Source organism: Blattabacterium cuenoti (genome assembly GCF_014252295.1).
GTDB classification, from domain to species: domain Bacteria; phylum Bacteroidota; class Bacteroidia; order Flavobacteriales; family Blattabacteriaceae; genus Blattabacterium; species Blattabacterium cuenoti_V.
The window spans coordinates 254,806-281,759 of the sequence record NZ_CP059215.1 but is presented as its reverse complement, the minus strand read 5'-3'; the positions used below and the strand labels follow the sequence as shown (position 1 = coordinate 281,759).

General features: G+C 25.4%; 24 protein-coding genes and 1 pseudogene. 7 read left to right on the top strand and 18 right to left on the bottom strand.

The genetic code is table 11. The features are described from left to right. Positions 1 to 51: 51 nt before the first annotated feature. Positions 52 to 2,307, top strand: a complete 2,256-nt coding sequence (locus H0H40_RS01355; RefSeq protein WP_185869278.1) for an inorganic phosphate transporter — start codon at positions 52 to 54, stop codon at positions 2,305 to 2,307. Between the two features lie 34 nt (positions 2,308 to 2,341). On the opposite strand, the gene H0H40_RS01350 is transcribed toward H0H40_RS01355, so the two are convergent. Both H0H40_RS01350 and H0H40_RS01345 read right to left on the bottom strand, forming a co-directional pair. Continuing rightward, positions 2,342 to 3,310 carry a long-chain-fatty-acid--protein ligase gene (locus H0H40_RS01350; RefSeq protein ID WP_185869277.1) on the bottom strand — a complete coding sequence of 323 codons (969 nt, stop codon included), beginning with the start codon at positions 3,308 to 3,310 and terminating at the stop codon, positions 2,342 to 2,344. Between the two features lie 5 nt (positions 3,311 to 3,315). Further along, entirely contained in the window at positions 3,316 to 3,819 is a 504-nt protein-coding gene (locus tag H0H40_RS01345; protein ID WP_185869276.1) for a CvpA family protein, read from the bottom strand. A 14-nt stretch (positions 3,820 to 3,833) separates the two neighbouring features. Between H0H40_RS01345 and H0H40_RS01340 the strand changes: the two genes are divergently transcribed. Both H0H40_RS01340 and pheS read left to right on the top strand, forming a co-directional pair. Continuing rightward, on the top strand, positions 3,834 to 4,184 hold the full coding sequence (locus H0H40_RS01340) for a hypothetical protein (protein WP_185869275.1): 351 nt from the start codon (positions 3,834 to 3,836) through the stop codon (positions 4,182 to 4,184). A 2-nt stretch (positions 4,185 to 4,186) separates the two neighbouring features. Continuing rightward, positions 4,187 to 5,179, top strand: a complete 993-nt coding sequence (gene pheS, locus H0H40_RS01335; protein ID WP_185869274.1) for a phenylalanine--tRNA ligase subunit alpha — start codon at positions 4,187 to 4,189, stop codon at positions 5,177 to 5,179. On the opposite strand, the gene rlmB is transcribed toward pheS, so the two are convergent. Both rlmB and H0H40_RS01325 read right to left on the bottom strand, forming a co-directional pair. Then, entirely contained in the window at positions 5,163 to 5,924 is a 762-nt protein-coding gene (rlmB, locus tag H0H40_RS01330) for a 23S rRNA (guanosine(2251)-2'-O)-methyltransferase RlmB (RefSeq protein ID WP_185869273.1), read from the bottom strand. The genes pheS and rlmB overlap by 17 nt on opposite strands. A 372-nt stretch (positions 5,925 to 6,296) precedes the next feature. After that, positions 6,297 to 6,572: a YtxH domain-containing protein gene (locus H0H40_RS01325; RefSeq protein WP_238785696.1), complete on the bottom strand. Its 276-nt coding sequence runs from the start codon at positions 6,570 to 6,572 to the stop codon at positions 6,297 to 6,299. Positions 6,573 to 6,663: 91 nt separating this feature from the next. On the opposite strand from H0H40_RS01325, the gene murB reads away from it, so the two are divergent. Both murB and H0H40_RS01315 read left to right on the top strand, forming a co-directional pair. Continuing rightward, on the top strand, positions 6,664 to 7,686 hold the full coding sequence (gene murB / locus H0H40_RS01320; protein WP_185869271.1) for a UDP-N-acetylmuramate dehydrogenase: 1,023 nt from the start codon (positions 6,664 to 6,666) through the stop codon (positions 7,684 to 7,686). Positions 7,687 to 7,793: 107 nt separating this feature from the next. Continuing rightward, a complete protein-coding gene (locus H0H40_RS01315; RefSeq protein ID WP_185869270.1) occupies positions 7,794 to 8,594 on the top strand; it encodes a purine-nucleoside phosphorylase in 801 nt (266 codons plus the stop codon). Positions 8,595 to 8,610: 16 nt separating this feature from the next. Here H0H40_RS01315 and H0H40_RS01310 read toward each other — a convergent pair whose 3' ends face one another. Then, positions 8,611 to 9,633, bottom strand: coding sequence for an Mrp/NBP35 family ATP-binding protein (locus H0H40_RS01310; protein ID WP_185869269.1), 1,023 nt, complete (start codon positions 9,631 to 9,633; stop codon positions 8,611 to 8,613). Positions 9,634 to 9,716: 83 nt separating this feature from the next. Here H0H40_RS01310 and H0H40_RS01305 point away from each other — a divergent pair, with 83 nt between their 5' ends. Beyond that, entirely contained in the window at positions 9,717 to 10,355 is a 639-nt protein-coding gene (locus H0H40_RS01305) for a 4'-phosphopantetheinyl transferase family protein (RefSeq protein ID WP_185869268.1), read from the top strand. Between the two features lies 1 nt (position 10,356). Then, positions 10,357 to 11,004, top strand: coding sequence for a nicotinamide riboside transporter PnuC (gene pnuC / locus H0H40_RS01300; RefSeq protein ID WP_317167213.1), 648 nt, complete (start codon positions 10,357 to 10,359; stop codon positions 11,002 to 11,004). 18 nt (positions 11,005 to 11,022) lie between these two features. Here the strand turns inward: pnuC and hisS are convergent, their stop codons facing one another. The 13 genes and pseudogenes from hisS to rsmH all read right to left on the bottom strand — a co-directional run bounded on the left by hisS (position 11,023) and on the right by rsmH (position 26,934). Next, a complete protein-coding gene (gene hisS, locus H0H40_RS01295; protein WP_185869267.1) occupies positions 11,023 to 12,450 on the bottom strand; it encodes a histidine--tRNA ligase in 1,428 nt (475 codons plus the stop codon). Between the two features lie 14 nt (positions 12,451 to 12,464). Then, on the bottom strand, positions 12,465 to 13,820 hold the full coding sequence (ftsZ, locus tag H0H40_RS01290; protein ID WP_185869266.1) for a cell division protein FtsZ: 1,356 nt from the start codon (positions 13,818 to 13,820) through the stop codon (positions 12,465 to 12,467). A gap of 11 nt (positions 13,821 to 13,831) precedes the next feature. Further along, positions 13,832 to 15,202: a cell division protein FtsA gene (gene ftsA / locus H0H40_RS01285; protein ID WP_185869265.1), complete on the bottom strand. Its 1,371-nt coding sequence runs from the start codon at positions 15,200 to 15,202 to the stop codon at positions 13,832 to 13,834. A gap of 4 nt (positions 15,203 to 15,206) precedes the next feature. Further along, the gene (locus H0H40_RS01280) at positions 15,207 to 15,929 is read right to left on the bottom strand and encodes a cell division protein FtsQ/DivIB (protein ID WP_185869264.1); all 723 of its coding nucleotides are present in this window, start codon (positions 15,927 to 15,929) and stop codon (positions 15,207 to 15,209) included. Next, a complete protein-coding gene (gene murC, locus H0H40_RS01275; RefSeq protein ID WP_185869263.1) occupies positions 15,930 to 17,306 on the bottom strand; it encodes a UDP-N-acetylmuramate--L-alanine ligase in 1,377 nt (458 codons plus the stop codon). Further along, the gene (gene murG / locus H0H40_RS01270) at positions 17,303 to 18,409 is read right to left on the bottom strand and encodes an undecaprenyldiphospho-muramoylpentapeptide beta-N-acetylglucosaminyltransferase (RefSeq protein WP_185869262.1); all 1,107 of its coding nucleotides are present in this window, start codon (positions 18,407 to 18,409) and stop codon (positions 17,303 to 17,305) included. Before murG ends, murC begins: the two co-directional genes overlap by 4 nt. After that, positions 18,399 to 19,595: an FtsW/RodA/SpoVE family cell cycle protein gene (locus H0H40_RS01265; protein WP_185869261.1), complete on the bottom strand. Its 1,197-nt coding sequence runs from the start codon at positions 19,593 to 19,595 to the stop codon at positions 18,399 to 18,401. Before H0H40_RS01265 ends, murG begins: the two co-directional genes overlap by 11 nt. Next, a pseudogene (gene murD / locus H0H40_RS01260) lies at positions 19,592 to 20,958 on the bottom strand (UDP-N-acetylmuramoyl-L-alanine--D-glutamate ligase). Before murD ends, H0H40_RS01265 begins: the two are co-directional and overlap by 4 nt. A 3-nt stretch (positions 20,959 to 20,961) precedes the next feature. Then, positions 20,962 to 22,152, bottom strand: a complete 1,191-nt coding sequence (locus H0H40_RS01255; protein WP_238785699.1) for a phospho-N-acetylmuramoyl-pentapeptide-transferase — start codon at positions 22,150 to 22,152, stop codon at positions 20,962 to 20,964. A 53-nt stretch (positions 22,153 to 22,205) separates the two neighbouring features. Further along, the gene (locus H0H40_RS01250) at positions 22,206 to 23,669 is read right to left on the bottom strand and encodes a UDP-N-acetylmuramoyl-L-alanyl-D-glutamate--2,6-diaminopimelate ligase (RefSeq protein WP_185869259.1); all 1,464 of its coding nucleotides are present in this window, start codon (positions 23,667 to 23,669) and stop codon (positions 22,206 to 22,208) included. Then, the gene (locus H0H40_RS01245; protein WP_185869258.1) at positions 23,666 to 25,639 is read right to left on the bottom strand and encodes a penicillin-binding protein; all 1,974 of its coding nucleotides are present in this window, start codon (positions 25,637 to 25,639) and stop codon (positions 23,666 to 23,668) included. Before H0H40_RS01245 ends, H0H40_RS01250 begins: the two co-directional genes overlap by 4 nt. A gap of 26 nt (positions 25,640 to 25,665) precedes the next feature. Next, positions 25,666 to 26,004 (bottom strand): FtsL-like putative cell division protein, encoded by a 339-nt coding sequence (locus H0H40_RS01240; protein WP_238785695.1) that lies wholly within the window; start codon positions 26,002 to 26,004, stop codon positions 25,666 to 25,668. 24 nt (positions 26,005 to 26,028) lie between these two features. After that, the gene (gene rsmH, locus H0H40_RS01235) at positions 26,029 to 26,934 is read right to left on the bottom strand and encodes a 16S rRNA (cytosine(1402)-N(4))-methyltransferase RsmH (protein WP_185869257.1); all 906 of its coding nucleotides are present in this window, start codon (positions 26,932 to 26,934) and stop codon (positions 26,029 to 26,031) included. Positions 26,935 to 26,954: the final 20 nt, after the last annotated feature.

Below are 26,954 nucleotides of genomic sequence, written 5' to 3'. Positions count from 1 at the left end.
TACATAATAAATAATATATTTTTTCTTTATTTTGTAAATTCAATCTTACTTATGAAATTTTTTTATTCCTCAATTATAGTGGTTCTTTTTTTATTATCCATATTTGATTTGATTGTTGGTTTAATTAACGATGCCGTTAATTTTCTCAATTCTGCCATTGGATCTCAAGTAGCTTCTCGTAAAACGATTATGATTTTCGCTAGTTTAGGTATTTTTTTAGGAGCTTTTTTATCTAGTGGTATGATGGAAGTAGCAAGAAAAGGAGTTTTTGATCCTTCCTATTTTTACTTTTCAGATATCATTTTTATTTTTTTAGCGGTTATGATATCCGATATCATTTTGCTGGATATTTTTAATACTTTAGGATTACCTACTTCCACTACAGTATCTATGGTCTTTTGTTTATTAGGTGGTGCTTTCAGTATAGCCATGATTAAAATCAGTTCTCCTTTAAATAATGAGCCTTTTCATCATTTGACTTTCTATATTAAAACAGAAAAAACATTAACTATTAGTATAGGAATTTTTTTATCTATTATAATTTCTTTTACTTCTGGAACTTTCATTCACTATTTCATTCGTTCTTTATTTAGTTTTGAATATGAAAAAAAATTAAAAGATGCAGGAGTCATATGGGCCTCTATTTCATTAAGTTGTATGACTTATTTCCTGATTGTTAGAGGAATGCATAGCACTTTACAAGGTTTTACTGATAATCAGTTATCAGGATTTTCCTTCTTTATTCAAAATTTCATAAAATGGATTCACCATAATTTTTTTGTTTTTTTTATCATATTATTTTCAACATGGACAATTATAGCGAAAATATTTGTTTCTTTCGGATACAATATATTAAAGTTTGTTGTATTATATGGAACTTTTTCTTTAGCTATGGCTTTTGCAGGAAATGATTTAGTTAATTTTATCGGAATACCTATAGCTGGTATACAATCTTACAATATATGGAAAGAATCGGGAAGTCCTCCTGCTGAAAAATTTAATATGAAAAGTTTATCTGGAAATGTGCAGGTTCCATCTTTATTTTTAATTTTTGCAGGAATGATTATGATATTGACTCTTTGGTTTTCCAAAAAAACAAAAAACATTACTAGCACAGAGATTAATTTGAGTAGACAAAATGAAGGGCAAGAAAAATTTTTATCTAATTCTTTTTCTAGAGGAATCGTTCGATTTTTTTTATATTTTGGAAATTATTTTTTTAAATTTTTTCCGAAAAGATTTTTAGTTAAAATAGAAAAAAATTTTAAACAAAAAAAAACAGAAAAAGAAGGGAACGTAGCTTTTGACCTAGTTAGGGCTTCTGCTAATTTAACCATATCTAGCATATTGATATCTATAGCTACAGTGCAAAAATTACCATTGTCTACTACTTTTGTCACTTTTATGGTATCTATGGGGACTTCCCTTTCAGATAGAGCTTGGGATAGAGAAAGTGCTGTTTATCGAGTATCAGGTGTATTAAAAGTAATAAGAGGATGGTTTTTAACAGGGTTAATGGCTTTTATAATGTCTGGAATGACCGCTGCTTTTTTGTACTTTTTTAAAGCATGGGCTTTATTCTCTCTTATTTTTTTAATTGTATTCGTTTTTTACAAAAGTTATAAAAAATACTATAAAAAAATAATAAAAGAAGAAAAACCATTGTTTAATATAGTAAATATTAATTTGGAAATTTCCTTAAACAAAACTTTTGAGATTCTCAACCCTATACTTGAATATGTAGAGAAGATTTATAAAAATAGTATAGAAGGAATTACTCAAGAAAATTTAAAAACTCTTCAAAATAGTAGAAATACTTTTTTAAAAGTAAAAGAACATTTTACAAGTATACAAAACTCTTTAATCAGAGTAATTCGAAACACAAAAAATAGTGAACCTAATGTTGGTATCATATATTTCCATATATATAACAAAACTAAAGAAATTATTGAATCCTCAGATATTATTACTAATCATACATTATTTCATGTTATAAATAGCCATAAACCTTTAAAATATCAGCAAAAGAAAAATTTATTAACACTTGAAAATCTAATGGGTGAACATTTTCACATCATCAAAAAAGTAACAATAGATAGAAATTGTCAAAAAATAGAACTTTCTTGTTCTATCCAATATAAAATTATAAAAAAAATAGAGGAACAAATGAATCAACAGGTCATGGGTATTATTTATAATAAATATGGGACAAAAAACACTTTATTAATGTTAGATATTCTTTTACATTCAAAAAGAATAACAAAAAGTATAGAAGGTATTCTTTTATTGTATCAACATAGTTTATAGAAACAAAAGATACATCTTTTCTATATTTTTTAAATCAAATAGTCATTATATTGCATCCTCTTATATCTGAAAAATCCATTCTTCCTAAGACTTCGAATTCTTCTTCATTTATTTTTTTTCCTAAATCTTCGGTAGAAATAAAAGGACAAGATAAATAATTCGATAAATCTATAACATCAATACCTCCTATTTTATTATTATCTATGTGAATGAAAGGATCTTTCGTGTCTCTGATATATATTTTCATCCAAGGAGGACATCGAAAAATACCGTTTTTTTTTGCATATGCCTGAGAAAGAAATTCTGTCATACCATATTCCGAGTGAATTTCATTGACAGAAAAAATATTTTTTAAGATATTGTGTAATTCTTCTCTAATCATTTCTTTTCTTTTTCCTTTCATTCCTCCTGTTTCCATAATAATCAAATTTTCTTGATATCCACTTTTTTCTATTTTTTCTATAAAATCTAATAAAGAAAAACTAAGTCCAAAAATTAAAATATTTTTTTTATCAGAAATAATAATATTTTTCTTTTTATCATAGGAATAAATAAAACGACTTCCATTTTGAATTGTTTTTTGGATCAAATATTTTATCATATAAATTAAAGAAGAATTTTTTCTATAAGTAGGAAAAAATCCTAAAAATTTGAATTTTTCTATTGGACCATAGAAAAACTCAAATCCTTTTATAAAACTATTAATATAAATACTTAAATCTGCTACATAATGTTTACTCTTTTCTCCTGTCGTTCCGCTACTAGTAAAAACAATATCTGGTATACTAGTTAAACTACTCCAAATACAGTGTGTTTTAAAAAAAGAAATAGGTAAAAAAGGAATTTCAGAAATATTTTTTATTTTCATTGGATTTATTTTTAACGATTTAAGATAGTTTTTATAAACTATGTTATTTTTCATTTGGTAATGAAATATATCCAATGTCAAATTTTCAAATTCATTCTTAGATGAGATCGAAAAAACCTTTTTTTTAAAGATCATTTTATTTATTTATATTGAAAATAAAAATATAATTCTTTCAATTTATTAAATAAATATCCTTTTCTAGAAAAAAAAAATTGAAACTCTTTTTCAAAGGAATTTTGAAAAAAATTATCAGGAATGACATAAATTTTTTTATTTACTTCTTTTAGAAAAAAAAGACATATTGAAATCCAAAAAAAATATTTAATCATGCCTAATATTACACCAAAAAATCTATCCACAGGTTTCATCCATGTAATCATCATAATAAATTCTATAATTTTTTTAGAAAAAAAAGATAAAAAAATTATAGAAAGAAAAGAAATGATTAGAGAAGAAGCTAAAAAAAAATAGGATTCTCTGTTTACCACATTTACTTTTTTGACAAAATCAAATACAACAGGACCTTTGTAAATAAATATTAGAAATATCATGAATACAAAAAATTGAGATATTAAACCTTTTTGATAGCCATGATATCCTCCATATAAAACTATAACGACGATAATTATATCTAATGTTAACATAATTTAATAAGGAAATGAAACGATTTCATATCAATTGGAATAAAGTAATATTATACATACAAAATCATTTTTTCATAGAAAAAAAAATTGATATTATTGGAATTATTTACTTAATAGGAATTCAAGAGCTGGGTAAAGGTAAAAATAGATTTTCAAATAAAGAAGATAAAATTAATATTTTGCATATTGCAATATGTAGAATCTTAGAACCTTTTGGTTATTATTCTTTTCTAGGAAGAGATAAGGAAGGATGGCCACATTATATATTAAAATCAAAAATACCTTTTTCTAATCAAGAGGAACAATTGTTTTTAATTCAAAAAGCTATCATTCGTTATATGAATGAAGAAAATATTATCGAATAAATATGTATCAAAAAATAGATGAAATAAAAAAGTATATCAAATGTTTTAATATTCAAACATATGATGATTTAGAAACGTTTAGAATTAAATTTTTAGGAAAAAAAAGAGGAATTTTAACAAATTTATTCAAAGAATTAAAAGAAATATCCATTTATAAAAGAAAAATTTATGGAAAAATTATTAATGAATTAAAAAAAGAAGTTCAAAGAAAAATTTTTCACTATCAATCAAAAAACGACATCATTAAAAATGAAAAAGGACTAAAGCATGACTACGATCCTACTATACCTGGAAAATCTATAGAAATAGGGTCTATACATCCGTTATCCATAATAAAAAACAGAATAATAGAAATTTTTCTAAATATTGGATTTACTTATGTAGACGGACCAGAAATAGAAGATGATTGGCACAACTTTACGGCTTTGAATATTCCAATTCATCATCCATCTCGAGATATGCAAGATACATTTTTTTTATGCAAAAATCCAGATATTTTGTTACGGACACATACTTCATCTATACAAATACGATACATGAAAAAACATCGTCCTCCTTTTCGTGTTTTATCTATAGGAAAAGTATATAGAAATGAAACCATTTCATCACGTTCAAATTTCATGTTTCATCAAGCAGAAGGATTTTTTATAGATAAAAAAGTTTCCTTTTCAGATTTAAAGCAAACGGTTCATTATTTAATAACTTCTCTTTTTGGAAAAGCAAAAATAAGATTTCGTCCTTCTTATTTTCCATTTACAGAACCTAGTGCGGAAGTAGATATACACTGTAATAGTGAATGGTTAGAAATTATGGGTTGTGGAATGGTAGATCCAGAAGTTTTGAAAAATGTAGATATTAATCCAGAAGTTTATTCTGGATTTGCTTTTGGAGTTGGAATAGAACGTTTATCTTTAATGATTTATGATATGAAAGATATTAGAATTTATTTTAATAATGATATTCGTTTTCTAAGACAATTTAAAAGTGAGTTTTAGAGTGATATTTTCTTTGTCGGAAAACTTCATATAAAATTATTCCACAAGCTACAGATACATTTAAAGAAGAAATTCCTTTTATTACTGGAATTTTTACTTTTTCGCAAGAAATTTCCAAATATTTTGTAGAAATACCTTTTTCCTCATTTCCTAATATTACAGCTATTGGACCTGAAAAATCAATATCGTACCAATATACATTGGATTTCTCCGTAGCGGAAACAATTTTAAATCCATATTTCATTAAAAACTCTATAGTGTTTTTTATATTTTTTTCTTGACATATTGGAAGCTTAAATAAAGCTCCTGAAGAAGTTTTGATTGAATCTGATCCAATCATTGCTGTTGATTTTTTTGGAATAATAATGGCGTCTGCTCCAACGCATGCAGAAGTACGTACTATAGATCCAAAATTTCTTACATCTGTAATGCGATCTAAAATGACTAAAAGTGGATTTTTTCCTTTTTCATAAAACATAGGAAGCAAATTTTCTATTTTGTAAGTTTTTATAGGAGAAAGAATTCCAAAAACTCCTTGATGATTTTTATTTTTTAATTGATAAAATTTTTGTTTTGTAACTGTTTGAATTGGAATATTTTCTTTTTTAGAAAGATGTATTATTTTTTTGTAAGTATTTGATACTTGTTGAAATCCTCTTTGAAAAAAAATTTTTTTAATAATTTTTTTAGCTAAAAGAGCTTCTATTAAAGGATGTATTCCATAAACAATTTCCAATTTTTTCATATAAAAGTCGATAATTCTAATTTTTTTTATTTTCTTCAAAAATTCTAAAAATAGATTTTCTTAATAAATTTTTTATAAAAAAAAGTGAAATCTTTCTAAAGAAAAAGAAGATAAAAAGAAAAAGAAAAAAATATAAAATAGTTAAAAATCCAAATCCAATAATATAATTTCCGAAATAAAAAGAAAGAAAAAAGCATAAAGAAAGACTCCCTAAAAAAAAGATAATAATGCAAAATATCAACAAAAAAAAATTAAATAAGATCTCTCCTGTGATGGAAACCAATACTTTAACAAGTTCATCTTTGAAAAGACACCATTTTCTATGGATAAAATTTTTAATGAAAATGAACAACATAAAAAATAAAAACTTTTTTAAGTCCCCAATTCATCTTCTACTTTATCCATTTTTTCCTTCTCTATTTTGTTTTTTTTCCACCTTTCTTCAAAATTAGATTTTATTCGATCTACTTTTTTTCCAATTTTTTTACTAATTTTCTGAAAATTATCTCTTAATTCTTCTGTTTTTTTTCCTAGTATATTTTTTATTTTTTCCTCTTTTTTTGGAGCTAATAAAATTCCCATTATTAAGCCAGCCATGGTTCCTATAATAACTCCCAAAAAAAAATTTCCTCCTTTTTTCATATTCATAAAGAATAACAATTTTATGTTTTTGATAAATTTAATCAATATTACGCACAAAATTGTATTTGTGTATTTTAGTAAATATAATATTCTTCACATGTTAATTAAAAAAAATTTTTCTCTTAAAAAATTTAATACATTTGGAATAAATGTTTATGCTCGTTATTTTGTAGAATTAAAAAGTATAGGAGATATTCAAAAAATATTGGATATATATCCATCAATTCCGAAACTTTTCTTAGGAAATGGAAGTAATATTCTTTTTTTAAAAAATTACTATCCAGGATTAGTTATGAAAATTGGGATTAAAGGTAAAAAAATAATACAGGAAAATGATTATAAAGTAATTGTTCAAGCTTTTGCTGGAGAAAATTGGAATGAATTTGTTAAATGGACTATAAAAAAAGGATTTCTAGGTTTGGAAAACTTATCATTCATTCCTGGTACAGTTGGATCTGCACCAATTCAAAATATTGGAGCATATGGAGCAGAAATAAAAGATACTTTACTAAAAGTACAAGCATATGAAACTAATCATCGAAAAATACGAGAATTTACACGTGAAGAATGTCAATTCAAATATCGTTCTTCTTTTTTCAAGGATCCTCATTACATAAATAAATTTCTAATTTTATCTGTTTATTTTCTTTTAAGAAAGAAATATAAAAAATTGAATACATCCTATGTGGAAATTCAAAATGAACTAGAAAATATGAATATTCAAACACCTACTATTAATGATTTAAGGAAGGCTATTTTCAATATAAGATATCGTAAACTTCCAAATCCAAAAGAAATTGGAAATGCTGGTAGTTTTTTCCTGAATCCTACAGTAGATATTTTTGATTTTAAAAAACTAAAATATAAATATCCCGATATTATTGGTTATGATATTTCTAAAGATAAAGTGAAGCTATCTGCTAGTTCCTTAATTGAAAAAACAGGATGGAAAAATAAAAAAATTGGAAATGTAGGAGTATATAAAAAACAACCTATAGTTTTAGTAAACTATGGAAAAGCTAGTGGAATGGATATATACTTTTTTTCCAAAAAAATAATGAAAGACATAAAAAAAAAGTTTAGTATTCCTTTATCAATAGAAGTAAACATCATACGATAAGAATGAATCCAATAATTCAAAAAATCAATCAAACAATTTCTCATTTTTTTCATTGACCATAAAGTTTTTTGAAGTTCCGTTCCGTATAAAAAATTGAATTTATATCAATGACTATTATTTTAGAAAAATCAAAACAATACATACAAAACAAAATCAAAGAAAAACCTGAATTTGGAATTTTATTACTAGAAAATCAATTTGATAAACTTATAGAGGAAATTAAAAATCCTATATACATTTCTTACAAAGAAATACCCATTTTTTCGAAAGAAAAATTATATGGAAAATTCTTATTTGGTAAGATAGAAGGAAAAAATGTAGTTTTTTTAATAGAACCTTTTTCTGAAGATCAAGAGAATAGTAGAAATTATTTTTCTATTTTTTTATGTAAAAATATAGGAATTGATAAATTAATATTGATCAATATTTCTGGAGGAGTTAACCCAAATTATAAAATGGGAGATGTTATGTTTATTAAAGATCATATAAATTTTTTTACAGAAAAAACTAATATAAATAATCTTATAAGGAATAGATTTTTTGAAATAATAGAACCATATGATCGAAAAATGTTGGATATTGCAGAAAATATAGCCATGAATCATAACATAATTATCCAGAAAGGGGTTTATGTAGCTTCTCCATATTTTAATTATAAAACTTACGCAGAATATGCTATGATACGATCTATGGGTGGAGATAGTGTTGGAATGAACATAGTAACAGATGTGATTACAGCTAGATCTATGGATATACGAGTGTTTGCACTATCCATAATTGTGATGGATTCATATGAATCGAATATGAAAAATAGTTCATATTCTAGAAATACATTTTTCCATGAAACAGAAAAATCTATATCTCTTCTAATATTAATAGTCAAAGAATTTATAAAACTTTGTTTCTAATTTTAGAATTAATTTTCTATAATTGATTGATGATATTTTTCGTAATTTTTAGGAAAATATTTTTAATTATTTCGTTTCTTAAAACTACAGGAGTTCCCAAATCTGAATATTTTCGTATTTCTTGTAACATAGGAATTTCTCCAAGAAAAAAAATATTCATCTTTTTGGAAAAATTTTTTACTCCATTTTCCCCAAAAAAATAGAATTTCTCTTCTTTTGTAAGAAGAAAAGACATATTTTCTATAATTCCTATAATTGGAACGTAAATAGATTTAATACGAAACATTTCTACAGATCTATTTACATCCGTCAATGCTATTTTTTGAGATGTACTAACTATAACAATTCCTTTTAATCTGATCTCTTGTAAGAGAGATAAATGTATATCCCCTGTACCTGGTGGTAAATCCACAATTAAAAAGTCTAACTCTCCCCAATCGGTTTCATGAATAAATTGTCTTAAAACTTTAGTAACCATGGGGCCTCTCCAAACAATAGCTTGTCCATTTTTTGAAAAAAAACCTATAGATAAAATTTTTACTCCATAACTAATAACGGGAATTATCATACCATTTTTATGTATTTTTGTATGAAAATCTTCTTTATCAAGATTAATATTAAACATTAATGGAATAGAAGGCCCATATATATCAGCATCTAATAATCCAACATGGAAGCCCATTCTTTCTAAAGAAACAGCTATATTAGTTGCTATTGTCGATTTTCCAACACCTCCTTTTCCAGAAGCTACAGCTATTATATTTTTTATAACAGTTTTTCTAGTTTTTATGTTGATACATGATTCTGATTTCATTTCTACTTTTATACATATTGGATATAATATATTTTTTCTTTTTATAGAATGAGTTATATCTTTTATTAATTTATTTTTGAAATGTAGAGAAGGATTAGATAAACTTAAATAGATTACTATCTTATTAGATAAGATATCTATCTTTTTTACAAATCCAGATTCCATAATATTTTTCTTATTAAGAAGAATAATATTTTCTAATGCCTTTTCAATTTTTTTTTTCATACATCAAAGAATATTGAATTTTTTAATTCACAATAGTACAAAAAAAATGACTAGATTTAATGAAAAAAATACTAAAATTGAATATGAATTCATGTCTCTATAATTTTTATAAATTTCATACAAAAATTCTAGTTTTTAGATGGGATAAGTGTGAACATTTTTTCGAAAAAAAAATCCTTTCCGATAAAGAAAAAATTCTTTTTTTTTCTTTATCGGAAAAAAGAAAAAGAGAATATTTAGGAGTACGTTATGCCCTTAGATATATAGGAATGAAAATAAATATTTTTTACAATGAAAAAAGAAAACCCTTTCTTTTCCCTGAAAAAGAACATATTTCCTTAAGTCATTCTTTTGAAAAAATAGCAATAGCTATAAGCTCTTATCATATAGGAGTAGATATAGAAAAATTACGAAAAGATAATAAAATAGTCAAGATAAAGAAAAAGTTTCTTAGAGAAGATGAATCTATTTTTATTAATTCAAATTATGAAAAAGATTATTTGCATATCATATGGGGAATTAAGGAAAGTTTGTATAAACTAGAAGGCGGAATTTATAACATTTATTATAGTTTTTTAGATCGTTATAAAGTTTCTACTTTTTGTATTAAAAAAGATTATTATATATCATGTTGGATAATAAAAAAAACATATAGTAAAAAATTTTCTGCTTTCTATAGAAAAATAGGAGAATATTACTTAGTTTATATTATAGATAAATAATATGAATCTGATGAATGATTGGATAAATATTATTTTATCCCCCTATTATAATAGTAATATTTTTCATATAATTATAGAATTTATAGCTGTAACATTTACAATATTTAGTGTTTTTTTTGCTCAAAAAAATAGTATATGGGTCTATCCAATAGGAATAGTAAGTACTGTAATATATAGTTATTTAACTTTTGTGAGTTCTCTTTACGGTGATTTTATCATTAATATTTATTATACGATAATGAGTTTTTATGGATGGTATGTATGGATGAATAAAGAAAGTAAGATTAATCAAAAAATCTCTATCACTTTTTGCAATAAAAAAGATTATCTATACACCTCTATTTTATTTTTATTAACCTGTATTTTTAGTATGATGGTTTATTATTTTAATGGAAAACTTAAATCTCATTTTGATTGGATGGATGTATTTACTACAGGTATTTATTTTTCTGGTATGTATCAAATGGCTATTAAGAAAGTAGAAAACTGGATATTTTGGATAATTGGAAACATAATTTCCGTACCTCTTTATTTTTTAAAAGGTTTTGTATTAACGGGAATTTTATTTATCATTCTTGTTCTATTGGCTATAGGAGGATTTTTCATTTGGAAGAAAAAAGCACTACGATCAGTACGATCAGTTTATTAAAAATAATTTTTTGATGATTTATTTTATTAATTGTAATTGGCTCACAACATCACTGATATTATTATATTCTTTTTCTGTTCTTTCTTGAATATTTTTGACTCTTATTTTACTCCTCTTAATTTCATTTTTTCCTATACTAATAGTAAATGGAATATTATTATCGTTAGCATATCTAAATTGTTTTTCTATTTTAACAGCATGAGGATATAATTGAGTGGAAATTCCTTTTTTTCTTAAAAAATTTATCATTTTATATGCATATAAAACCTCCTCATCTCCAAAATTAATAAACAAAACCTTTGAAGGATAATTGTAAGAAATAGTTTGTAACAAATTTTCTTTTTCCATAGCTAAATAAATTCTATCCAAACCTAAAGAAACTCCTACTCCACAAATATTTTTCATTCCAAATAAATTGGCTAATTTTTCATATCTTCCTCCTCCACCAATAGAAATGTAATTTGAAGGATCATTATTCCTATGAAATGGAACAATTTCGAATATTGTCCCTGTATAATAGTTCATTCCTCTAGCTAAAGAAATATCCAATTCCAATTTTGTGTTCTTTAAAGAAAGGTTCTTTATATTTTTATAAATAAAACTAATATCTTTTATCCCCTTTTTCCCTTTTTGAGAAGCTTGAAAAGCTACAGTTAAGTGTTTTTCTTTTTTATAAAAATTTTCTTTCATATCGAAAAAAAATTCTATTTTTTCAAATGACTGAGATGGAATACCTTTGCATAACATTTCTTTTTTGACTAAATCTCGTCCAATTTTCTTCCATTTATCTAAAGATGTAGTAAAATCTTTCAATAAATTATTGTTTATTCCAGAAATTTCAACTAATCCACCCAATATATCTCTATGATTAATATAGATGATAATAGGAAAGTTCAATTTTGTAAAAATTTCGTCACATAGTTGAATTAATTCTATTTCTTCCCATAATGATTGATAAGATGATGATGATATGATATCTGCATCACATTGATAAAATTCTCTAAATCTTCCTTTCTGAGGTTTATCAGCACGCCATACAGGTTGTATTTGATATCTTTTAAAAGGAAAAACTATTTCATTTTTATGCATAACTACATAACGTACAAAAGGAACCGTTAAATCATATCTAAGAGCTTTATTAGATATCTGTTCAGTTAAAAATTTTGCAAGATCAACCGTTTTTTCTTTTTCATTTTTTTTTCGAAAAAAATCTGAAATTCTTTTTTTTAAAACATTACCTGAATGAAGTAACTTAAACATTAAATAATCTCCTTCTTCTCCATATTTACCAATAAGAGTAGAAATATTTTCAAAAGAAGGGGTTTCTATTGGATTAAAACCAAAGAGCTCAAATTTTTTTCGAATAGTTTTAATTAAATAATTACGTTTACTCATCTCAATAAATGAAAAATCCCTCGTTCCTTTAGGAATATTATTAGATTCCATAATCTAAAATAAAATTAATAGTCATTTAATTTTTCATTTTTATTATTTCCTTTTTTTTTTAACATTTTTTCATTTTTATTATATGAAATAGGAAGCTCAAAACTATCTTCTAGCATCATATATTTTTTATTTTGTTTTTTTTCTACAAAATTTGAATTAATAGATTGATCAAAAACACTTTTTTTTTGATTTAATAAAAAATTTTCTTTCTTATTATCTGAATGACTTGGATAGGGTTTTTTTACAGAAAAAGGGTCTATTTTTCGAGATTTAGAATAAGAATGAACTTCTTTTATTTTTGTTAATCTTTGTTCGTAAGGTTCTTCTAACCTATGAAAAATTTTTTTTTCTTCGTGATTAATGGCTCTCTGAATTTCAGTAGGAAATCCTGTAGCTACTATAGTTACTGATATGCTTTCTTCCAAACTTTCGTCTTCTCCTATTCCCATAATAATGTTAGCATTATTTCCTGCTTCTGCTTGTATATAATCACTGATAATTCCAATTTCATCTATAGTAATTTCTATTCTTCCTGAAACAATAAGCAAAAGAACATTTTTTGCACCAGTGATCTTATTATCATTCAATAATGGAGAATCCAAGGCTTGCACAACAGCTTCTTTTGCTCTGTTTTCGCCAACAGAAATGGAAGAACCCATAACAGCTGTTCCACTTTCTTTGAGAACCGTTCTAGTATCTCTTAAATCTATATTTTGTTTATAATGATGAGTGATTACTTCTGCAATTCCTTTAGCTGCAGTTGTTAAAACTTCGTCTGCTTTTGCAAATCCAGCTTTGAACCCTAAATTACCGTATAATTCTCTCAATTTGTCATTATTAATCACAATGAGAGAATCCACGTTTTTTCTTAATGATTCTATTCCTTTGTGAGCTTGTTGCAATCTCATTTTCCCTTCGAAATGAAATGGGATTGTAACAATTCCCACAGTTAAAATTCCTTTTTCTTTAGAAATTCCTGCAATAATTGGAGCAGCACCAGTTCCCGTACCTCCTCCCATACCTGCTGTTATAAATGTCATCTTAGTATTCGAATCTAGAACACTCTTTATTTCTTCTAGACTTTCTAAAGCCGCTTTTTCTCCTACTTCTGGATCTGCACCAGCGCCTAACCCTTCTGTAATAGAAGCTCCTAATTGAATTTTTACAGGAACTGGGTTGTTTTTTAAAGCTTGTGCATCTGTATTACATGCTATAAAATCGACACCAGTAATTCCTTGTTCAAACATGTGACTTAAAGCATTACTTCCTCCACCTCCTACTCCAATTACTTTAATCGCAGCGGAACGATTTTTAGGAAATCCAAATTGAACGTTCTCCTTTTTTTGTTGTATAAAATCTTCTTTTTTCATTTCATTTTTGATTATTCTGTATCATTCAATATTTGACGGAATTTATCTGCCCAAATTTCAAGAAACGATTTTGATTTTTTTTGATTTTCTTTCTTTTTTGAATGATCCGAATTATCATTATTTGATTTATGATTTTTGTTATAAAACTTTTTAGAAATAAATTCTGAAGTATGATTTGCATCATGTCTATGTACCATATCAGTTGTACAAAGATATTTTTTCTTATCATTCAGTCCCTTAATAACTAAACCTATAGATGTAGCATATTCTGGATTACTTATAAGACCGTTTTCTCCTCCTGCAATATATTCATTAGAATAACCTATACGAACATCCATTCCAGTAATATATTCTGTCAAAGGACGAATATGGTTTAATTGAGATCCACCTCCAGTCATAACTAAACCTGCAATCAGTCTTTTCTTTTGTTCTTCATTTCCATAATTTTTTATTTCCAAATTTACTTGTTCTAAAATCTCACATACTCTGTTATGGATAATATGAGAAAGATCTTTCAAAGAAATTTCTTTAGGATCACGACCTCTTAATCCAGGAATACAAACAATTTCCGTTTCTTTATTTTCTCCAGGCCATGCAGATCCAAATTTTATTTTTAGTAATTCTGCTTGTCTTTCAATAATCAAACAATCTGTTTTAATATTTTCAGTTATGACATTTCCTCCGAAAGGTATAACAGCAGTGTGACGAATAATGTTATCTTTAAATATGGCAATATCAGTGGTCCCTCCACCTATATCCACTAAAGCTACACCTGCTTCTCTTTCTTCTGTACTTAATACAGCTTCTGCAGAAGCTAAAGGTTCCAAAGTCATTCCAGATAAATTTAATCCTGCTGCTTTAACACATCTTCCAATATTACGAATAGAAGAAATTTGCCCTACAACTACATGAAAATTTGCTTCTAAACGACTTCCATACATTCCTATCGGTTCCCCGATTTCTGCTTGACTATCCACTTTATATTCTTGTGGAAGAACATGAATTATTTCTTCTCCTGGAAGCATCACCAATTTATGAACTTGATCTATTAATTTTTGTATATCTTTTTGATTAATTACATTTTCAAAATCTAATCTAGTAATATAATCATTATGTTGTAGACTTCTAATATGTTGACCTGCTATTCCAACAACAACTTCTTTTATTTTTAATCCAGAACTATGTTCTGCTTCAGATACGGCTTCACGAATAGCTTCAATTGTCTGAGTTATGTTATTTACAACCCCCCTATGAACACCTATACTTTTAGATCTCCCTATGCCTAAGATCTCAATTTTATTATATTCATTTCTCCTTCCTACCATAGCTACAATCTTTGTGGTTCCCACATCAAGACCTATAGCTATATCTTGATATTCCATAGACTTATCTTTTTTTTGCGACTATTTGGTCTTTATATTGTAAATCAATACTTTTATATTTACTAATATCTATTCTATTTAGGTATTGCTTGTAAAATGCTTTTAATTTATTCAATTTATTTTTAAAATTCTTTATATTTCCTAGTATAATATGATGATTTCCTATTTTTGGGATTAAAATGAATGAGTTTTGATCATTTTTTTTTATGCTAATAATTTGATTTTTGAGTAATTCATCAGAATTTATAAAATTGACCAAATCAACTAAATATTTTTTTTCTTTTTTGGAAAAAGGTCCTTTTGCTAAAATAACTTTTGACGAAAAAAAAGGAGAAAGTTTTAAACTTTCTGCATCTTTAGTAAAATAATATTCTTGATTTCCATCTTTCACTCTTAAAAGTGGTTCTTTCTGCCAAATTTTAATATTCAAAGTTCCATCTATACTAAGAAATACTTCAGATTTTTTTATAAAAGGATAATTATTTAATTTTTTTTCCATTCTCAATATACATAATTGACCGATTTTTTTTTCAATTTTTTCTATTTTAGAAAATAGAATATTTTTAATAATTTCTTCATTTACAAAATGATCCCTTGATAAGGGATCAAATATAATGTTAAACTTATTCAAAGTTCTATTTTGATGTATTTTTTGAGAAAAAGACAAAAGAGATACCATACAAATTACATATAAAAACAAAATAAGGATAAAGAATTTATTTTTCATTTATCCATATCGTTTATACAACCATTTTTTTATAGGAATGATTAAGGTATCTATATCACCAGCACCTATTGTAAGAAGAACATCAAAATGTTTTTTTTTAACTTTTTCCAAAACCTTGGATAAGGTAGATATTTCTTTATTTTTAGAACTTATTTTTATTTTTTCTAATAAACTATTGGAATTCATTGTTCCATATGTATAAAATTCTCTAGCAGGATAAATATCTAATAAGATTAAAATATCAAGATTTTCTAAACTTCTTGCAAAAGACTCTTCAAAAAATTTTGTTCTACTAAATAAATGAGGTTGAAAAATACCCAATATCTTTTTATTTGGGAAACACTTTTTAACAGTGTGAATCAAAGCATTTATTTCTGTAGGATGATGCGCATAATCATCTATATATATTTTTTTTTTAGATTGATAATGAATAGAGTATCTTCTTTTGATTCCTTTAAATAAAAACAAAGCTTTTCTTACTTTTTCTTTATCAATTTTTAGATAGTCAGATATAGCTAATGCTGCTGTTACGTTTTTTAAATTGTGTATACCTGGAATAGGTAAAGGTAAAAATTTCCATGTTTCTGTAGGAGTATGAAAATCAAAATACCATTTATTTCCTTTTATAGATATATGATTCGAATAATAATTCGCTTTTCCTATAACGGAATAATATATAGCATTTTTTATGAGTGGAAAAGATTCTTCCTGACAAAGAAATATTTTTTTATATGGTTTTTTTATTCTATTCAAAAAAGCTATATAAGATTTTTTTAAAATTTCTTTTTTTGGATAAGTATCCACATGATCCTGTTCAATAGACGTAACACATGCAATATTAGGTGATAAATATAAAAAAGAACGATCAAATTCATCTGCTTCTACCAAAAAAATATGAGTGCCACTCAATATAATATTAGATTTATAATTTTCAGATATTCCTCCTAACAAAGCAGTAATATGAATTCCTGCACTATATAAAATATGTCCTAGAAAAGTACAAGTAGTTGTTTTTCCATGTGTACCTCCTATTGCTATACAAATTCCATTTTCTGCAATAAAGGACAATACTTGAGAACGTTTTTTTATATTTTTTCCATATTTCTTTAAATAAATCCATTGTTTATGATGATTCGGAATTGCTGGAGTATACACAATCAAACATTGTTTAGAAATCGTCCATTTTGGTAACAATTCTATTGAATCATGATAATTAATGTATATTCCTTCTTTTTCTAATTTTTCAGTCAAAAAAGTTCTATTTCTATCATGTCCACAAACTGTTTTCCCCACAGAATTAAAATATCTAGCAAGAGAACTCATCCCCATTCCTCCTATTCCTAGAAAATAAAAAAAATCAAATTTATTTAAATTCATAAAATAATTTGTAAAATTTCATTAACAATATCATTTGTAGCTCTAGGTTTTCCTAATCTAAGGATGTTTTGACTCATTTTTTTTTTCATTTTGGAATCATTAACTAATTGAATAGTTGAATCCACTAATTTTTTCTCTATTTCCTCATTTTTAATAAGTAAAGCTGCCTCTTTTTCTTCTAATATTTTGGCATTTTTATTCTGATGATCATCAGAGGACCAAGGAAAAGGAATTAATATATATGGTTTTCCTATTAAACATATTTCTGATATAGTTAAAGCTCCAGCTCTAGAGACAATAATATCTGCTGCAGCATAACATATCTGTATATTTTCAATAAAATCCATTAAAATAAAATTTGAATGATGAGACATTTTATTTTTTTTTATTTTATGAATATCAAATTTTCCAATTTGCCAAATGAGCTGCATATCTAATTCTATTAGTTTTTTTAACCCTTTTATCCAAGCATTATTCATACTATTAGAACCTTGACTTCCTCCTATAGATAAAATAATAGGTCTTTCTATTTTTAGTCCTAAATGAATACAAGCTTTTTTTTTACTAGGTAATTGAAATATTTCAGATCGAACTGGATTTCCAGTTATTATGGTTTTTTCTTTTGGGAAGTATTTTTTTGTTTGCTCATAAGCAACACATATTTTATGAGCATAACGAGAAAATATTCTGTTAGTTAATCCAGGAAAAGAATTTTGTTCTTGAATCAAAATAGGTATTTTATTTTTTTTTGCAGCATATAAAGTAGGGAAACTTACAAATCCACCTGTTCCAACAACTACATCTGGAGAGAATTTTTTGATAATTTTATTTGCCACAAATAAACTATATATCAATTTGATAGATAAAATAAAACCTTCTATGGAAAAAAATTTATCTTTTCCTCCTGAAATACAAATTTCTTTAATAGAATATCCGAATTTAGGAATTTCTTTCATTTCCATATGATTCTTAGATCCAATAAACAAAATATTGGTTTTTGGAATTTGTTTTTTCATCTCATCTGCAATAGCTATTCCAGGATATATATGTCCACCAGTTCCTCCACTCCCAATAATTATTCTCGGTGAAATATTATTGTTCATGATTAATTATAATTTTATTAGTTGAATTATCATTATTTGAATTATTATATATAATTCTACTAACACTTAATATGATACCAAAACTAAAAAAAGTAACCCACATAGAAGTACCTCCAGCACTAATTAATGGTAAAGTTTGTCCTGTTACTGGAAATAAACCTACAGCAATCCCCATATTAATGAGTGCTTGATTAATAATAGGTAACCCAACAGCTAATACCAATAAAGAGCAAAAATAATTTTTTACTTTCGTCGCTATAACCATGATCCTAAGCAAAATTAGAAGATAAATAAATAAAAGTATTACTCCTCCAAAAGATCCATATTCCTCTATTATAATAGCATAAATAAAATCAGAAGAAGATTGAGGAAGAAATGCTTTTGAAACACTTTTTCCAGGACCACGACCAAATTTATTTCCTAATACAATTGCCGTTTTAGACTGTTTCATTTGATAACTTTCTTCAGATTCGTGATCTAAAAATTGTTCTATACGGCTTTTCCATGTGTAAACTCTATTCATTGGATTTTTATCGCCCCATTTTATAACCGAGTAAATATAGATTCCTGCAAATAAAATACCCATCAATAAAACTCCCATAACACCTGTTAATGGATATCCTCCTATAAAAAGCAAAATTAAAACAGAAATAAAAACAATAACTGCAGTAGAACCATTATCTGGAAAAATAAGCCCAATAATAACAAATATAGGGAACAATAAAGGTAAAAAAGAGTTCATGAAATTTATATTTTCTTTCTTTGATAAATATCTAGCACAATAAATAAAAAGAACTAATCCAGCAATGCTGGAAGTTTGAAAAGATATATTTATAATAGGAATATGTAACCAACGTGAAGCATTTATTCCATCTAATTCTTTTCCCTGACTAATAGTCAAAACTAATAAAATGAATACTATCGGAATAGATAGTAGAGACACTCTGTAAAAATATTTATAGTCTATAAATTGAGTAAAAAAAAGAATACAAAAACCAATTAACAAGAAAAAAGCATGTTTTAATAAATAACTAAAAACTGTATTTGTCCCTCCATATGTACTAACTAAATTAGTACTAGCGGAATATACTGGTAAAAAAGAAAATATAGCTAATAAAGAGATAAAAGCCCATAAATACCTATCTCCTTTTAGAGACCTATTAAAAATAACACTTAATTTCTTCATATTTTTTCATATAAAAGCTTTATGACTTCTTTTTTAAATTTATTCCCTCTATCTTCATAATTTTTAAAAAGATCAAAACTAGAACAGGAAGGAGAGAGGAGAATCTTATCTCCATGAGAAGATAATATGTAAGCCATGTAAACAGCTTTTTGAATATCTTTCGTTTCCAAAATAATATCAATAATATTTTTAAAAAAATTGATAATTTTTTCATTGTTTTTTCCTAAACAAATTATGGCTTTCACTTTTTTTTGAACCATAGGAATTAGTTCTACATAATCATTCCCTTTATCTTTTCCCCCTGCTATCCATATAACAGGTCCATTTATGCTTTTTAATGCATAAAAAACAGCATTAACATTTGTTGCTTTAGAATCGTTAATAAATTGAACTCCATTTATATTTAGTATTTTTTCCATACGATGTTCTATAGGGTTTAACTTTAATATGATAGGAAGTACTGATTTTTTTTGGACATTTAATATTTCTGATATAATTAATGAAGCCATAATGTTGTATAAATTATGATCTCCTATTAAAGGAATATCTCTTATATTTAAGAAACATATTTCTTGATTTTTTTGATTCCGAATAAATATTTTATTACTTCTTATATAAGATCCAATATTTAATTCTTTTTTTATGGAAAAAGGAATACAAATAGAAAAAATAGGATATTTTTTTAATCCCTTTCTGATGATAGGATCATCATAATTGTAAATGAAAATATCTTCTTTTTTCTGTAAAGTTGCTATTTTAAATTTAGAGTACATGTAACTTTCAATATTATCATATCTATTTAAATGATCTTGTGTAATATTTAATAATACTGAAATATTTGATCTAAAATTGAAACAATCATCTAATTGAAAACTACTAACTTCCAATACATAAACGTTTTTTTTTTTAAAACTTCTTTGGAAAAACTATGTCCAATATTTCCTGCTATTCCTACATTAATTCCATTACTTTGAAGTATTTTATAAATTATTGAACTGGTTGTTGTTTTCCCATTACTTCCTGTCACGCTTATAATACAGGGCTTCTCTTTATCTAGATAACTTATTCCAAATTCCAATTCGGATTGAATAGGAATTTTCAAAAAATTAATTTTTTTTATAAGAGAATTTTTTCTATCAATTCCAGGGCTTTTTATTACTTTAATAGCTTTTTTTTCTATTATACTTTCTGTATGTCCTTTCTCTTCAAAAGGAATTTTGTTTTTCATTAAAATTCTTTTGTATTTATTTAAAATAATTCCTGAATCAGACAAAAATACTTTTAATCTATTTTTTTTTGCTAATAAAGCGGCCCCTACCCCACTTTCTCCTCCTCCTAGGATTACTATTAATTTTTTTTTCATAGTTTATATAATTAATAAAATAAACACTAACATAGAAAGAATCATTTGTATGATGAGACAACGGTTAAAAATTTTATTTTCATGATATCCTAGTTTTTGAAAATGATGGTGTAAAGGAGTCATGAGAAAAATTCTTTTTCCTATTCCATATTTTTTTTTAGAATATCTAAAATACAATACTTGTATTATAACAGAAATATTTTCTATAAAAAAAATTCCACACAATATTGGTAATATTAGTTCTTTTCTATTTATAAAAGCTAAAGTTGCGATGACAGCTCCTATAGTTAAACTACCAGTATCTCCCATGAATATTTGAGCAGGATAAACATTGTACCAAAGAAAACTTATCAAAGTACCTATAAAAGAAAAAGAAAATATGCTTATTTCATCCAAATGAGGAATATATATCAAATGAAGATGAGAAGAATATGTTTTATTGCTGGATATGATAGATAATAAAGATAAAGTAGCAAAAATAATTGAAGAAATTCCGGCTGTTAATCCGTCTATTCCATCTGTTAAATTAGCTCCATTAGACAGAAATGTCATAATTAAAATGACCATAGGAATAAAAACAATCCATGTATATTTTTTCCATTTTTTATTGTACCAACTTAAAAAAAAAGCATAATCAAATTCATTATTATGACTAGAATAAAAAATTGGAAGAGTGGTTTTAAAACCATGTTCTTTTTTAACTAAAAATTTTGAATCTAAAATAGATTCATTTGTATTTGTAAAGAAATACATAATATTTCCAATCAAAAATCCTAATAAAATCTGACTTAATATTTTTCCCATTATACTAAGTCCTCTTTTATTATATTTTATTTTAATATAATCATCTAAAAATCCAACAATCCCCATAATTAACATTGTTGTAATCAACATTATTACGTATATGTTTTTCAAAGAAGAAAAAATAATTGTAGAAATTAATGTAGAAAATATCATTACAACTCCTCCCATCGTTGGTACTCCTTCTTTTTCTTTTTGTCCAATGAGTCCAAGATCTCGTATTTGTTCTCCTATTCCATTCTTTTTTCTCTTATTCCAACATATAATTTTTTTATAACAAATCAATGCTATACAAAATGATAAAAAAAAAGCAACTGCAGATCTTAAAAAGACAGAATTTGTCTCTCTTAAAAAAGAGAAATAAATTCTGTCTTTGAAAATATAAGAAATCATCATCTTATCTCTTTACACTTCTAATTTAAATTAGAATACACTCAAAAATTGAGTTAATTTATTGCTAATAAATCTTTAGCAATTTTCATATCATTAAATGGGAAACGTTTTCCTTTTATATCTTGATAAGTTTCATGTCCTTTCCCAGCAATTAGAATAATATCTTTTTTTTTTGCAATTCGAATTGCAGTTTCAATAGCTTTTTTTCTTCTGACAAAAGTTAAAATAGATTTCTTTTTGAGAAATGATTGAAAATTTTTCATATCAATTAATATTTTTTCTATATCCTCTTCTCTAGGATTATCTGATGTAAAGATAGATACATCACATTTCTCATAAACAATTTTTCCCATTAAAGAACGTTTTTTTATATCTCTATTACCTCCACAACCTATAACACAAATTAATTTACTATCATCATTTTTTATTTCATTAATGGTATTTAAAACGGTTTTTAATCCATCTGGATTATGAGCATAATCTACAATAACACGAATTCCTGAATTCGATAGAAATTGTTCAAAACGCCCTCTGATAGGTTTGATATTTTTTATTTCTTTTAAAATAGAATCTTTTTTTCCTCCTAGCAAAATCGCTGTTGCGTAGCTTGCTAGTAAATTATAAATATTAAATGTTCCAATTAAACTCGTAAAAATTGTATGACCATCAATGAGTAATTGACTTCCATGAATACTTTTTTTTAAAACTTTAATTTTAAAATTTGCATCTTTTTTCAAACCATAAAAATAGATTTTAGATAAAATATTTTTTATAATTTTATCCGAATTTTTATCGTCCAAATTAATTAATGCAAAAGCTTTCTCAGATAAATTTTCAAAAAAAAACTTTTTAGTAGATAAATAACGATCAAAAGATTCATGGTAATCTAAGTGATCATGTGTAATATTAGTAAAAACTCCACCTTGAAATAATAATCCTTCAATTCTTTTTTGATGAATTCCATGTGAACTCACTTCCATAAAAGCATATTTACACCCTTTACGGATTGATAGATTTAAATATTTATTGATTTCAATAATATTTGGAGTAGTATGTGTTGTACTTGTATATTTGTTAGATAATATTTTTATTCCCATAGTAGAAATAAGAATATTTTTTTCTCCCATTTTAGAGAATAACTGATGAAGTATCGTTGCTACAGATGTTTTTCCATTTGTTCCGGTAATGCCTATTAATTTTATATTTTTTGTAGGATTATCATAAAAATTAGAGGATATAATTCCTAAAGCATTCATAGAATCAGGAACAAGTACATAAGTAATATTTTGAAAAAGGGGATATGGTAGTTTTTCACAAACTATAGTATTAGCTCCATTTTTTATGGCATCTGTAATAAATTTATGTCCATCTGTTATTTTCCCTTTTTTTGCTACAAAAATCATATTTTTTTGTATGATTTTGGAATACATAGAAATTCCTTCTATCAAGGAAGAATTTTCACCCATTATTTTTAACACATTAACTCTTTGTATAAGATCTTTTAATTTCTTTTTCATTCTTCTAGTTTAAGAAATATAATCTGATTTTTTTTCAATTGACGTCCTATCTTAACAGATTGATGAACAATTTTTCCCACTCCTTGATATTTAACATGAAACCCTCTATTTTCTAATAGAGGTATAATTTCTTTTCCAGGAAGGGATATTAAATTAGGCATAACCCATTTTTCCCCAAAAAAATTTTTTGATTTTCTAATTGTTTTCAGTAAATTTTTTTGAATTACTTTTTTTTCAGTAAACTTTTTTTTTTCTATTTTTGGATAAATGGATTTAGCTATCTTATCAAAAACAGGAACCGCAACTTCAATTCCGTAGTATCCTTTTTTTGGTTTTGAAATAACTACAATACAAGAATATTTTGGTTTTTTAGCAGGAAAGTATCCTACAAAAGAACTATTATAAGTTAGTCGTTTACCTTTAATCCAGTATTCTAACTGTGTTGTTCCAGTTTTTCCCGCATAAGGATATTCTGAATTATAATATTTTTTCGCTGTTCCATTTTTAACTACTCCTTCTAACATATCTTGAATTTTAATAAGAGAAGACTTATCCGCTATAGAAGGATTCATTATAATAGGTTTTGTATATTTTTTTATGCTCTTTCCATGATATTTTACTTCTCTAATAAACAAAGGTTTAATCATTATACCTTGATTAGCTATAGCGTTATAAAAAGTAAGTATTTGTAAAGGAGTTAATTTAATATTATATCCAAAAGTCATCCATGGTAGTGTAATACCACTCCAATTCTTTCCACCAGGTTTTGGAATGAAAGGAATGCTTTCTCCTGGAATATCTATACCTATTTTTTTATCTAATTTCCAATTGCATAAGTGCTTTATGAATTTTCCTGGATTATTTTTATAATTATCATAAATAATTTTTGCTATTCCTACATTTGAAGATAATTCCAAAATTTTTTTCGGATTAATTTCTGTATATCCATTATAATGACTATCACGTATTTTTTTTCCTCTTAATTGCATTACTCCACCTTTAACATCAACGATCATATCAAGATTTATTTTTTTATCTTCCAGGGCTGCAAGAATAGCCATTGTTTTGAACGTTGATCCTGGTTCATTCCCTTCCCACACTGAAAAATTTCTTAAATCTTCGTAAGTATTTCTTTTTGTTTTTTCTAAATTAATCATAGCAGATATTTCTCCACTTTTTACATTCATAAGAATAACACATCCATGATCTGCTTGAGATATATACAATTCTTGAAGTAAGGCATGATATGCTATATCCTGAAAAGATGTATTTATAGTTGAATAAACATCTTTTCCATCTTCTGGATCTATTTCATTTTTTAATTTTAATGGTTTCCATATTTTAGAACTGATCCTCTGTTCTAACCTTTTTCCATCTTTTCCTTTTAAATATTTACTAAACGCTCCTTCTAATCCTGCTTTTCCTCTATGATCATCATATCCTAAAGTTCTTTTTCCAATATTTTCTAATGTATGTATTCTGCATATTTTTTTTTCTACAATAAAACCACCTCTTATTTGTCCTTTATTGAAAATTGGAAACTTTCGTAAGTTTTTGAAAAGTGAATAATCTAAATTTTTTGCTAACAAAAAATATCTGTTCCCCCTTTTTTTTTCCAACTGAAATTTTTTATAGAAAAAAAATTTTGGTTTTTTAAATAAATATTCTAATGAGTTACACAAAGAATGAACATTTTCTTGAAATAATTTTTCAGATATGGACCTAAAATCAATGTGAATATCATATCTTATTACAGACATAACTAAAATACTATTATCCGATGAATAAATATTTCCTCGTTTAGCCTTAATTAAATTAGTTCTAATTGTTTTTTCTATCACAGATTTTTTGTATCTTTCTGAAGAATTTTGAATATAGAACAAATTAAAAATAATTAATGCTGCAATAAAGATGAATAAAAAACCAATTAAATAAGATTTATATAATAAAATATACCTTTTTCGATTCATTCTTCATTTGATTCTTGTATCTATAATTATTTTTCTTGTTTATTTTCTAATATTAATTCATATGGAGGTTCCTCTAAATATTTTAATTCATTCACTAATTTTTTTTTAAGAAAAGAAGCTAATTGCATTTTCATACATTTACTATGTAAATTTGCATATTCAGATTTTAATTCTTTAATTTCTTCGCTTATTTTATTTATTTTTCTAATTTTTCTATCCATCATGTGTGAACTAGTAATACTGATTAAAGATAAAAATGTCAGAAAAAGAATGAAATTCCAACTACGGTAGGCATAGTCTTTGACTAAGAATTTTCCTTTTAGGATATCTTTTATATTTTTTCTCATGTTATTTTTCATTTTCATTTTATTTAAAAAAAATAATAATTATTAAATTTTTTCCGCTATTCTTAGCCTAGCGCTTCTGGATCTTGTATTTTTTATAATCTCCTGAATACTTGGTTTTATAACTTTTTTATGGATCATTCTAAATGGAAGAGTTTCACAATTAATTTTGTTTATTAAAATACCCTTTTTAAAAAAATGTTTTACGACTCTGTCTTCGATAGAATGATATGAAATTATAGCTATTCTACCTCCTGGTCGAATAACTTTAGATGATTCTAATAAAAAATCCTTTAAAACATTTATTTCATCATTCACTTTTATTCGTATTGACTGGAACAGTCTGGAAATGAATCTTTTTCTTTTTTTGAAAGATCCTTGAACAAAAAAAAGGTTACTTAAATCAAAAGTATTATCAATTTTTTTTTGAAAACGTTTTTTTAGTACTTTTTTCACAATTTTTTGTGCATTTTTAAAATCTCCATATTCGCGAAATATATGAAACAACTCTTTTCCTGAACATTCGTTTATAACGTTTTTTGCAGACAAAGAAGATTCTTGGTTCATTCTCATGTCTAAAGGACAATTTAATTGATTTGAAAATCCTCTATTTGGATTTTCTATTTGTAAAGACGAAACACCTAAATCAGCTAATATCCCTGATACTTTTTTAATATTATTTTGGTTCAAAATATTACGTATATGAATAAAATTACTGTGAAATAGATGAAGACGTTTATCCTTAATAATATTTCTTTCTATAGATTCTTTATCTTTATCTAAAGAAATTAAAATTCCTCTTTTATTTAATTTTTTTAAAATAGTATAAGAATGTCCTCCTCCACCGAATGTTGCATCTATATAAATTCCATTTTTATCTGTAATTAAATTTTCTATACTTTCTTTTAGAAGAACTGGTTCATGATGGTAGTCAAGATGCCGAAAATACATTTTTTTTACAAATCTATATA